Raw genomic sequence first — 11,613 nt, 5'->3', positions numbered from 1 at the left:
CAAGCCCTCACCATCAAAGAGCAGCTCGGCGACCAGGCCGGCCTGGCCAGCAGCTACCACCAACTCGGCATGCTCGCCCAGGCGCGGGGGGACTATGCCGAGGCGGAACGCCGCTACCAGCAAGCCCTCACCATCTCCGAGCGGCTCGGCGACCAGTCCGGCCTGGCCAGCGGCTACCACCAGCTCGGCAGGCTCGCCCAGTTGCGGGGGGACTACGCCGAGGCGGAACGCCGCTACCAGCAAGCCCTCACCATCTTCGAGCGGCTCGGCGGCCAGTCCGGCCTGGCCAGCGGCTACCAACAGCTCGGCAGGCTCGCCCAGTTGCGGGGGGACTTTGCCGAGGCGGAACGCCGCTACCAGCAATCCCTCACCATCAACGAGCAACTCGGCAACCAGGCCGGCCTCGCCATCACCCTCAGCCAGCTCGGCATCATGCGCGCCGACACCGGCAACCACACCGACGCCGTCACCCTCCACATCCGCGCCCTCAGCATCCAACAAACCATCGGCATACCCCAAGCAGCCAACAACATCACCCGCCTCGCCGAACTCCGCAACCACCTCGGGACCGACACATTCACCGAAACCGCCAGCCAAACCCTCGACCAACAGTCAATCAACACACTCACCGCACTCCTCGACGCCCACAGCCTGTGACTACGACGGGCCAGCAAGCCAGCCGTCCGTCGCCCGACGGCTGGCGCGGCAAGCAGAGGTGAGCATCGAAATCACTTTTATGTGGCGGGACGCGCCGAAGCAAGTACAGTGCGGCTTGTCACCAGTATGGAGATCACCGCCCAGCTAGATCCGCGGCCGTCGTCTCGGAATGCGGTTCAACCGGGCGAAGGTGACCTCTGGAATCGTGCTGGCGTCGGCCACGCGGTCGGTCGGCTGTTGCTGAGAAGAGCCCGTTGTCGCCCGCTACAACTAGACAGCCCCCTGTCCAGAGCATCGCATTGACTCGATCATCGCATGCGAGCTCGGCCAGGCGCTGCTGCGTGATCGGATTCCATAGCCGCACCGTCCGGTCGTCGCCTGCGGAAGCCAGCACGGGCCATGCGCCCGGGACCGGCAAGACTGCCAACGCAGAGATTGTGTCGGTGTGGCCGGCTAACGGGGGTCCGAACGGAGTGCCCGTATCTAGGTCCCATAGTCGCACCTTCCCGTCGTCACCGGCCGATGCAAGCAAGATCTGCCCGTGCGGACCCGACAGCACCGCCAACGCGGTGATCCGGCCGGTGTGGCTGGTCAGGCCCCGCCCGGTCCGGGTGCCGCGGTCCGGATCCCACAGTTGCACCCTTCCGTCGTTGCCTGCAGAGGCGAGGAAGGTGCGGCCGTACGGGCCCGGCAGCACTGCCAGCGCACTAACCGCGCCGAAGTGGCCGGTCAACGGTCGCCTGGTCGGGGTGCCGTTGTCCGGGTCCCACAGTTGCACCCTTCCGTCGTTGCCTGCGGAGGCGAGGAAGGTGCGGCCGTACGGGCCCGGCAGCACTGCCAGCGCATTAATCGAGCCTATGTGGCCGGTCAACGGCGGCTTGGGCGGGGTGCTGCTGCGCGGGTCCCACAGTTGCACCGATGCCTTCAGCGGCGGCCCGGCCGGTGCGCCGGTGTCCGGGTTCCAGAGTTGCACCGTCCCGTCGTCGCCTGCGGAAGCGAGCACGGTCCGCCCCTTCAAGATTTGGAACACCGCCAATGCCCGGATACCCCCGATGTGCGTGGTCAGCGGTTGTTTGGCAGGGGCGCCGGTGTCGGAGTCCCATAGCCGCACTTTCCACTCGGCGTCGGCGGAGACGAGCTGGGTCCGCCCGTCTGTGCCGGGCAGCACCGCCAACGCAGTGAATCGGCCGGTGTGGCTGGTCAGGCCTGGCTTGGCCGGGGTGACAGCGTCCGGGTCCCACAGTCGCACCGTTCCGTCGACGCTGGCGGAGGCGAGCAGGGGCCGCCCGTCGGGGCCCGGCAGCACGGCTAACGCTCGGACCGCGTCGGTGTGCCCGGTCAGTTCTGGGCCGGCCGAGATGCCGGTGTAGGGGTTCCACAGTCGAACTGTTCCGTCGTCGCTGGCGGAGGCGAGCAAGGGCGGCCCGTTCGGGTCAGTCAGCACCGCCAACGCGTTCACCCCCCTGGTGTGGCCGGTCAATTGCCCTTCGATCGGGGCGCCGGTAATCGGGTCCCAGAACTCCACCGTCCCGTCGGCCCGCGCGCACGCGAGCAGGGGCCGCCCGTCCAGGCCAGGCAGCACCGCCAACGCGTCGACCCTGCCCGTCCTTATCGGCGGTCTGGCCAGCGCGCCGGTGTCCGGGTCCCATAACCGCAGGGTGCCGTCATTGCCGGCGGTGGCGAGCCGGGTCCGCCCGCCAGGTCCGGGCAGTACTGCCAACGCGCTGATCCCCTTGGTGTGGCCGGTCAGGAGTGGTCCGATCTGGACGCCGGTGTGTGGGTTCCACAGTCGTACCGTTCCGTCGGTGCTGGCGGTGGCGAGCAGGGTCCGCCCGTCCAAGCTACGCAGCACCGCCAACGCCCAGATCGGGATCCGGATCCGGCCGGCGTGGCTGGTTAGGGGCGGTCCGGCCGGGTTGCCGGTGTCTGGGTTCCACACGCGTACCGTCCCGTCGTTGCCGGCCGAGGCCAGCAGCTTCCGACCATCCGGGCCGGGCAGCACCGCCAACGCGTTAATCGCGCTGGTGTGGCCGATCAACGGCGGTCTGGCCGGGGTGCCGGTGTCCGGGTTCCACAGTCGCACCGTCCCGTCGTCGCCTGCGGATGCGAGCACGGCCCGCCCGTCCGGGCCGGGCAGCACCGCTAACGCCCAGATCCCGCCGGGGAAGCTGCGGAGGGTGACATGGTGGGGCTGCGGGACGAGGTGAGCCCATTTGAGGTGCCACGTGTGTGGGGTTGTGGGTTCGGTGGTGAAGTTGGTCACCGCCGCAGTGCGGGCCATGGCGAGTTGTCGAAGCACAGGCCGGACGCTTGCCTCGGCGTTGATCAGGTCACTGCGTGCCGCCAGTATCGCGGCGATGGCCGGTGGCAGGTCCGTGGCCGATGCGCCGGTCTGTACCGCGGTGGTGGCGACGCTGGCGGGGTCGAGTCTGTCCAGCACGTGGGGGAATCGGCTCAGCTGTTGCCAGCCGCTTCCACCGGCTTGTGCGGCATGGCCGGGCAGGTAATGGGTGAGGTAGGGGTTGAGCGGATCGGGGAGGTCGGCCGTGGTGTGTAGCAGGGTGTCGAGGACGCGTTGATGGCGTTGCCTGACGGGCGGTTCGGTGAGGTTGAGGAAGTGTTCCTGGAACGTCCGGTGCGCCAGTCGGTACACGCTCTGTTCCGCTTCGGCGTCAACCATCAGGTAGGGAGCGGCGTCTTGGAGCAGGCCAGCGATCGCGGCATCGTCGATGTCAGCGTTGGCCGATAGCGACTTGGCGAACATGGCCCAGACGCCGTCGCGGATCGGCAGCCCACGGCCTAGGCCGAGGGCGAGAGCGTGCAGCAGGATTGGGTACGCCGATGTGTGGCGGGCGAGCCGTCCGACGGCGGTGGCGAAGAGGCGGCGGTGGTCCGCGTTGAGCAGTCCTGCGAGTTCGCGCTCGTGGGTAGGCATGAGCAGATATGGGCGGGCCGCGATTTCGTGGATGACGAGGCGAGCGAAGAGGAACTGCTGATTCTGTCCAGCGATGGCGGTCGCGACGGAATTGATAGTGGCTGGGGCAGCAGTGGTGAGGGTGGTCAGGCGGCGGGTCGTGTAGCGGTGCAGCGCGTCGGGGTCGCGATCAATCCGCAGGACGGTGGGCGTGGCGGTGGCCAGTGCGTCGAGCAGGTCGCTGTGGGGTGGGTCGGGAAGATCTGGGCCTTCCCGGGTGGAGCGGCGGCTGCCGACGACGAGTCGGATGCCGGGAATCGTGGCCAGCGCGGGTAGGACGGTGCGGGCAAGGTCAAGAGGCTGCTGGGCTTCGTCGAGCGCGTCCAGCAGAAGGGTCCGCGGTGTGGCAGCGGTGTGGAGCGCGGCGGCGAGCCAGTGGGTTTGCCTCTCGAGCGTGTCGGCCTCGGTCGGTGGATGCCCGAGGTGCATGTCGGCAGCGATGCGGGTGATGGTGTCCGCCGCGGTCAATCCGGTGAGCAGCAGCGCGGTATCGAAGACGTACGCGGGTGGCCGGGCGGCGCCCGGGACAGGCTGCATGAGTCCGTGGTTGGCCAAAGTGGTGATGAGGACGGGCTGAGACTGCGCCAGGACTTGACCGAGAAGCGCGGATTTGCCGCTGCCTGGCGAGCCGGTGACGACGAGCATGCCGGTGGGTGTTGTGCGCAGCCAATGGGCGAGTTGTTCCTGCTCGGCTTGGCGGCCTTCGAAGTACCACAGGAGGTCGCCGGTTTCGCCGCCTTGGGCCTTGGTCAGGAAGTGTCCGCGGACGTCGTCGGGCAGGGCTGCCAGCAGCTTCTTGAGCTCGGTGTCGGCGTCGACGGTGATGGGTGGGGCGACCGGCGGCAGGGCGCGGGTCAGGACGGCGGCGCCGAGCTGGCGGAGCACAACCCGACTGCCGTGCAGGGTGCGTTCCAGCTCCTTGGCGAGGTCCCATAATTCGATGCTGGTCTGGGTGCGGAAGGTGTTGTCCAGGCAATGGGTGAGCGCGTCGGCGAAGGCGCCGAGCTGGGTGGAGCCGTGACCGGACACGCCGATGAGCAGGACGCGTTCGGGGCTGTGCGGCATCTGTCCGAGCTGCGAGTCGACTAGCTCCACGAATCGCGACGACCGGCACGTCTCGACGACCACGACAGCCCATGTATCCGGCGCGAGGTCCTGCCGTTCGGCAACAGTCGCGGCGAAGACCTCGGGCCGCAGGCCGTACACGCCAACGTGGGCCGGGCTGCTGTAATGAGCGAGGGCTGCAGTGTCGTTGTTGGACCAGCCGTGCCCGACCCAGTACAGCAACGTGTTGCGGTCGGGGTCTCCGGTGGCCCATTGACGCAGACGGGCTGTGACGGCGTCGCCGCCGCGCTCATCCATCCGAACCGGCCAGGGCACGTGTCGTCCACCGAAGGTGGCGAGGACCCGGCAGACCCGTTCGATTTCGGCATCCACCGGCAGTTTCTGGAATCTGCGGTCGGCATAGGTGCCGATCCCGATTGAGTAGACGGAAAGCGGCGGGTTCGCGTGAGTCATGCTGCGTGGTTGTCGGCGGCAAGGTCCGGATCGGTGACCAGGACGAGTTGCTGGACCGCGCTGTAGCCGCCGCCGGCCACCTCGACCCGGTAGAGACCAGGCCGGTCGGCGATTATGGGGGCGCACCACTGGCCGTCGCGCCGATGGATAGCCAGCCGGTCGATGACCTGGCCGTTGCTGAGATCGATTAGCACGGCGGTGGCGTCACGGGACCGGGTGATGCCGGTGATCGTCGCGATGCATTCCTCGCCGGGCGTGGCGAGGTCAGGTAGGTCGAGGCCTAGTCCGGCACCAGCGAGGGGCGGACCGAGTCGGTCGAGGTCTTGTTCGGTGATCACCGCACGTGCAAAGGTGCACGCCTCGTCGGTGCGGGCCAACGCGCCATGCTGTTGAGGCAGATAGGTGTGGGCGATACCGGTACCGGGCAGCGTCGCTGATCCGCGGAACACGGTGCCGTCGCCACCGTCGTCAATCCACCGGGCGGCGTCGGTACCGTCCGTCCACACCCCGCGGTGGAGAGTGACGATTCCGTCGGTGATCGTCAGGCTCTGGGCGGTGGGTTGGAACGTGCCGACCATGCAGCGGTGACCGGCGAGCGTGGCGGTGTCGAGGTCGCGGTGTAGCTGCCAGCTGTTGGCGACTAGATCGGGGTCGCCGCCGAGTGTGACGGCGTCCCCCTCGGTCAAGCGTCGGCCGGGCGGTCCGTTGTTGACGCAGCGGTAGCTGGGCAGCAGGTCATGGAGCCCGGGCAGCGACGCGGCGAGCCGCCGTACCCCGTCATCGACGTCTGCCTCGAACAGGTGGCGGACTGGTCGCCGGGCCGGCAGCGGCAGAGGAGCGCCGCGGCCGGTGTTGAGCAGGACCGCGGCTTTTGCGGATCCGTAGAATGGGGTACCGAGTGTCACCGTGGCCCGGACGTGCTCGATGACGCCAGGGATCCGAGACAGGTAGCGGGCCAGCAGACCGCCCATCGAGTGCGCCACGATTACCAGCTGGGCTGGGCGGCCGGTCGGGTGGCGCCGACGCAAGTAGTCATGATCCGGATTGCGCCGCCACTCTTCCAACGCGCCAGCCGCGCGATCCGCTAACAGTGCCGCGTTGTGGGCGACGGGCAGCCGCCAGTCGTACGGAAACTGGACCACCTGAGCGTCGTTGTACACCGCCGCACGGGCTGCCGCGACAAGATGCGTGTAGGGCTCGATCCCTTGCAGGACCCGGGCAAAGGCCGGGAACCGTAGCAGGCTGCTGGCGGTCACCCGTCCGTACCGGCCAGCCCGCTCGTCGTCGGTGAGGCGCAGCGCGGCCAGCCCGGAACCGCTGCTCCACGCCCGGACGTACCAGGCTAACTCCCGCAGCCCCCACAACGTCGCCCCGGTCGCGGTGTCCTTCAGTTCGCTGCCCATGATGCCGGGTACAACCACGACCAGATCATGTGATCTGATTCCCGGAGGCGAGTCGGTGACCGGATCCCCACTTACCGTCATGGCCCCGCACGATAGCCGTCCGGAAGCACCTGCACCTCCGGCAACCGGACAGTCTAACTAAGCGTCAGTACTACCCCGGAATCGCTCTTATGCGCTGACCGAGCGCGACCCGTCGCAACACGTCGGTGAGCCCGCGGCTTCAGAGAGCTTCGCACTCGGGCACCTGCGGCGAGTCGGTTGTGCGCGGCACTCCATCGTCAGGGCGTCGCTGCTTAGCCGCGAGGCGACGCGCCGCGCGGACGCGACCGATCGTCAGCTCCATCGTCCCGTGGAGGCGCCGCGGAACACGTACATGCCAGATGCCGCCGTGTCGCCCGGGACGCCAACCGTCGATACCGAGACGATGTCCCAGCCGATCCATTTCCATATGGAAGGCATCGCTGCAGCGATGGGCAAGCACTGCCTGTCCGCCGCTTCCAGGCTCACGCAGGTTGTGGCCCGCCGCTCTCAGGAGGAGCGGGTGCGCTTGGGGCTGCCTCGTCCGCGGCCGGGAAGTTCCGTTTTGCCCAGGCGCCGACGGCACGGGTGCTGGTGAAGTTGATGCCGCCACCGACCACCCCGCCCACGAGGGGCGCGAGCTTGGTCAGGTTCACGATGCCCTTGGTGCCGGCCTTGGTGATCAGGCGGAAGCCGACCATCTTGTTGATCTGGATCAGCACGTGACCGGGAACCTGCTTGATGGCGCTGACGGCTGACCTCGTACCGATCTGGACGCCCGCCTGCGAGAGAGCCTCAGCCGCCGAAGAACCAATCAGCGAAATGAGGACGACGGAACGCACCTCTTCCGAGCGGACGTCGTACCCGCGCAGGTGCGCGATCGCGCCGCCGAGGCGCGCCTCGGCGAGCCACAATGCCGTGAAGTCGGCGGGCAGCGTGACCGGCAGGGTGATCAGCCCGCCGAGACCGGTCAGGAAGCCGGTGCCCGCAGTGAGTCGAACGTGCGTTGCGATGAGGCGTTGGATGGCCTTCTCGACGTCGCCGTGCTTCGTGAGGTGCTCCTCCGCGACCTCGATTGATCCCTTCCAAGGGCCCCAGCCGTCGACGCCGCCGTTGACAATCTTGTCGCTGACCTCCTTGGCCCTGCTGCGGAGGCGCTCGAGTCGCGTGGGATCGGTCGTCGCCGACTTGGCGGATTGCCCAGCCTCCTGGGCCGCGTCCGAACCGGTCCCTGGATCGTCGTCAACCAAAATCTCGCGATCGTCGTCGCTCACGGGACGAGACTAGCGGCCAGAACTGACGTCCGGAATCGGCGACGAGGTCCATCGGCTCGCCGTCGCGTACACGGTCGACTCGCTCGATCGGCTGCTTGGCGACGCTGCTGACGCAGCACCCGTCGACGAGGTGGAAGCCAGCGGACCTTGCTGGACGACAACGTGACGGTTCATCACATGTCGGCGGTGCAGCAAAGGCGATGTGCGCGGCCGTGCCTGCTGGTATTCGACCGGCATGGGCCGTTGTGGACGGCCGACTCCCGGAATGGGTAAGCCGTTCGGCTCCGGTGTTTCGCACTCTGGTTACTGCGGGTGAATGCCCCTATGCAGCGCGCCCTTCTCATGGCAATCATGTATTCACGTACGTCGCTGCATGATGCGGTGGTCCATTGGGGGGCGGCCCGCAGGGCGCGGCGAGATCCCGGGGGTGTGTGGTGAACGTCGATGGTGTGCGTTGGCGGCGGAGCAGTCGCTGTTCGATGGATGGCGGCGACTGTGTCGAGGTGGCGGTCACCGGCGGTCGGGTGCTGGTCCGGGATTCGACCCAGCCGGACGGTGCAGTGCTGGCCTTTGACGCCGGCGCCTGGTCGCAGTTCCTCGAGGCCGTCGTCGGCAGCGATGATCGATTGGCCCGCAACGGTCGTGGTTAGTCGCCGCCGGCGAGGAGCTTCGTGATGAGGGCGGCGGTGCCCTCGGGGCTGAGGGCCAGGCTGCTGAGGGTGGCGAAGATGTCGTGGTACTGGTCGACGTCAGTGCGCTCGTCGCGCAGGGCCGAGTTGGCGCGGCTTTGCTCGAGGTAGATGTAGTCGCCGCGGGTGTCGCCGTCTGGGAGGTCGAGGATGGTGAACGGGCTTCCCATGCCGGGATACAGGCTGCGGTCGAACGGCAGCACCTGCAGCGTGATGCCAGGGCGGCGGCTGATGGCCAGGAGGTGTTCCAGTTGGCCGCGGTGGACGTCGTCGCGGGCGGTGTTGTCGGCGATGCGGCGGATCACGGCCTCGTCGAGGATGAAGTGCACGTCCGGGCTGTCGGGTGCGGCGAGGATCTGTTCCTGGCGTTGCAGGCGGGCGGCCCGCTGGAGCTGCTGCACGTCCGGGTCCGTGCCTGGTGGCGCGAACGCCTCGATGCCGCGGCGGACGTACCCGGGCGTCTGGAGCAGGCCCGGGACGACGATCGGATGGAAGTGCCGGATGCGGGTGGCGATGCCCTCGAGTGACAGGTACGCCCGGTACTCGGGCTTGAGGACGTGGCGGTACTTGTCCCAGTCGTCGACCCGGCTGCCGGGTGCATAGCCGCGCAGGCGGGTGACCTCGTCCTCGTCGGAGATCTTGTAAAAGTCGAGGAGGGCGACGAGGTCGTTCATACGGATGCCGAACTGGCCGCTCTCGATGCGCAGCAGTTTCGACGATGACCAGCCCATCGCGTCGGCCACCTCGGCTTGCGTGTGCCCGGTGGCGTCGCGGGCGGCGCGCAGCGCGCGGCGCAGGAACAACCGGTCCAATGCCGGCTTGCCGGTCACGGCCACCCGCGCCTCCCCAGGTCGCGGCATGCCAACGCAGCCTACGCTGCGCGGATGCACGCACAGTGCTCAACGTTATCGATCTGCATCCCGGCGTTGCTGGCAGCATAGTGCCACATCGCTGGTCGAGTAGTACAGTGTGCGTGCTCTACCCAGCGATCTTCCCGGCGTCACACCAGGCCCCACCACCCGGGGCGGCCGAAAGCGACGACCCGGACCCTCGCCGGTTCACCCACTGGCCGGGCCGCGACGCACCACGATTTCTTGCGCAGCTGATTCGCACCGCAACGCACGTCTGCTCGTGTCCCCGCCGTCGTGGACAGGACCTGCCCGGCAGGACCGTCCCTGCGACCGTCCCGCCGTGGGACGGTCACTGTCCTTCGGAGTGAAGACCGGTGCCCAGCAACCCCGCCTCGCCCGTCCCTACCCGGACCCGTGGCCCCGTCAGGCAAGCCAACGGCCCGCGCCTGCGCAACACCGCGGCGGCGCGTCGCCGCCTGACCACACACGCGCAGACGCCCGTCGGCGGCGCGATCGCGCCGCGTGTCAACGGCAGCGGTCCGGGCGATCCTGGTCAGCAGTCTCCCCGAGGAGCACGGACCGACCGTGATCTCGCCGACGCGGACACGGCCGCGGCCGGGAGTCCGCCGACCGGCGCCGAGGTACAACCGCCGCCGGCGCAGCCGGGCCAGTCCGTGGCGTCGGCAGCAGGGTTCCGGCAGTCGGTCATGGCGCTCGCCCCGGCCCGTCCGCGCGCCGCAGCGGTGCCGGAGACCCGCCGGGCGTCCGGGAACTTCGCCATGTTCCTCGCGTTCGTCGAACGCCAGCTCGACCGCACCGGCTCGCTGCTCGGATGGATGACGATGTTCGGCTGCATAGCGGGAGCGGTCATCGCCGCCATCTTCTGCGCGACATCATTCCTGCCGCACGTCGGACTCTCCGCGATCGCCGTCGCACTGCTCACGGCGACCGGCGGCGGAGCGGGCGGATACGCGGTTGGCCGGATGCTGGGCCGGCGCCGCGCAGCGGCGCGTGATGACGAGGCTGTTCGCGCCGAGGCTGCGGTGGATCAGGACCCGGGCGAGGTCACCGACCACGGGCGGCAGGCGCCCGAGCTCGGTGCTGGCCACCACGGCTGACCCAGCCGACTCGCGGACGGGGAACGCCGCCCGTGGCTCACTCGATGATGGAGCTGCGGGCGGCGTCCCGCCGGCTGAGCGTGTGGCCGGCGGCCAGACCGGTCGCGGCCGCCAACGCCGTCGTCCCCAAAATCAGCAACACCACGGCCAGCATCCCGGACCGCACACCGATCAGCCGCAACACCCCCGACGCCACGATCAACCCCGCCCCAGCGGCCACCACGCTCACCAACGCACCGGTCCGCACAACATTGCGCGTCCGCATGCGTTCCGGCGACACAGCCGCGGAAGTCGATGCTGGAGCGGTTCCACGGGCACCCCGCCGGGCGGTGGTACGCAAAGCGTGGATCCGTTCAGAACCTCTGGCCTGCACCGCGGACACCATCGGATCGATCGACATCAAATCTCACCCCCACCACATTCGACCACAGGCCCCTGCCGCCAGTCATCAGCAGCTGCGAATTAATCCCCGAACGATACGTTCGAGCCACCCATATGTGGCAATCGGTCCCCACCAGCATCGTCCAACGAACGATCCCGCGCATCATCCGATGAACCCACCCATTCCGCCTGCACGACGCGGTACGCACCGCCGCCGTTACGCATCTAGCAGACCGGACGGCCGGGCGCCGTTGCGTTCGCCGTTGGCAAGGTCGAGGCTTGAGCGGCCGGGGATCGTTCAGGCCGGTGTCGTGCTGTCGGGGGACGCCGGGCGCAGCCGGATGCCCGGTGCCGCGCGGTCGACGGGCGGCTGCGGCGCTGCCGGCGGGATGCCCGGCGGCGGGCCCGGGTCGGGCGTGGGCTCGACGATGGTGGTGGGCAGTACGAAGGCGGCGATGTCGAGGGCGACGTGCAGGGCGATTGGTAGGAGCAGGCTGCCGCTGGTGGCGTACAGCGCGGTGAGGGCGAGTCCGAGCAGTCCGGTGCCGACGATGCCTGCCGGGCCTTGGTAGCGGTGGCCGAGCCCGAATAGGGTTGCGCTGATCAGCGCCGCGAACCACGGGTCGAGCCCGAGTAGGGTGATGGCGGCGCCGTAGAGCAGGCCGCGGAAGACGATCTCCTCGCAGATGCCTGCGGTGAGCGCGGTCCCGACGCCCCACAGCCGATCCAG

Annotated in this window: 9 protein-coding genes; 3 read left to right on the top strand and 6 right to left on the bottom strand. The window is 68.8% G+C overall.

The annotated features are described in order from the left end of the window. Positions 1-657: tetratricopeptide repeat protein (locus tag ACGFI8_RS47530; RefSeq protein ID WP_392815623.1), on the top strand; the 657-nt coding region annotated here is incomplete at its 5' end. Positions 658-790: 133 nt separating this feature from the next. Here ACGFI8_RS47530 and ACGFI8_RS47525 read toward each other — a convergent pair. From ACGFI8_RS47525 to ACGFI8_RS47515, 3 genes are all read right to left on the bottom strand, one after another. Beyond that, entirely contained in the window at positions 791-5,149 is a 4,359-nt protein-coding gene (locus ACGFI8_RS47525; RefSeq protein WP_392815622.1) for an AAA family ATPase, read from the bottom strand. Then, on the bottom strand, positions 5,146-6,405 hold the full coding sequence (locus tag ACGFI8_RS47520; protein ID WP_392815620.1) for an esterase/lipase family protein: 1,260 nt from the start codon (positions 6,403-6,405) through the stop codon (positions 5,146-5,148). The genes ACGFI8_RS47525 and ACGFI8_RS47520 overlap by 4 nt, the downstream gene beginning before the upstream one ends. Positions 6,406-7,055: 650 nt before the next feature. After that, positions 7,056-7,844 (bottom strand): hypothetical protein, encoded by a 789-nt coding sequence (locus ACGFI8_RS47515; protein ID WP_392815618.1) that lies wholly within the window; start codon positions 7,842-7,844, stop codon positions 7,056-7,058. A gap of 431 nt (positions 7,845-8,275) precedes the next feature. Here ACGFI8_RS47515 and ACGFI8_RS47510 point away from each other — a divergent pair, with 431 nt between their 5' ends. Then, positions 8,276-8,494 carry a DUF397 domain-containing protein gene (locus tag ACGFI8_RS47510; RefSeq protein WP_392815616.1) on the top strand — a complete coding sequence of 73 codons (219 nt, stop codon included), beginning with the start codon at positions 8,276-8,278 and terminating at the stop codon, positions 8,492-8,494. Here ACGFI8_RS47510 and ACGFI8_RS47505 read toward each other — a convergent pair. Beyond that, the gene (locus ACGFI8_RS47505; protein WP_392815613.1) at positions 8,491-9,393 is read right to left on the bottom strand and encodes a helix-turn-helix domain-containing protein; all 903 of its coding nucleotides are present in this window, start codon (positions 9,391-9,393) and stop codon (positions 8,491-8,493) included. The two genes, ACGFI8_RS47510 and ACGFI8_RS47505, sit on opposite strands and share 4 nt — an antisense overlap. A 365-nt stretch (positions 9,394-9,758) precedes the next feature. On the opposite strand from ACGFI8_RS47505, the gene ACGFI8_RS47500 reads away from it, so the two are divergent. After that, on the top strand, positions 9,759-10,502 hold the full coding sequence (locus ACGFI8_RS47500; protein ID WP_392815611.1) for a hypothetical protein: 744 nt from the start codon (positions 9,759-9,761) through the stop codon (positions 10,500-10,502). 37 nt (positions 10,503-10,539) lie between these two features. Here ACGFI8_RS47500 and ACGFI8_RS47495 read toward each other — a convergent pair whose 3' ends face one another. Further along, a complete protein-coding gene (locus ACGFI8_RS47495) occupies positions 10,540-10,902 on the bottom strand; it encodes a hypothetical protein (protein ID WP_392815608.1) in 363 nt (120 codons plus the stop codon). 279 nt (positions 10,903-11,181) lie between these two features. Next, the coding region (locus ACGFI8_RS47490) for a CPBP family intramembrane glutamic endopeptidase (RefSeq protein ID WP_392815606.1) at positions 11,182-11,613 on the bottom strand (432 nt) is incomplete at its 5' end.

Origin of the sequence: Dactylosporangium sp. NPDC048998 (assembly GCF_043197855.1) — a bacterium.
Classification (GTDB): domain Bacteria; phylum Actinomycetota; class Actinomycetes; order Mycobacteriales; family Micromonosporaceae; genus Dactylosporangium.
This window is presented reverse-complemented; position numbering and strand designations above follow the sequence as displayed.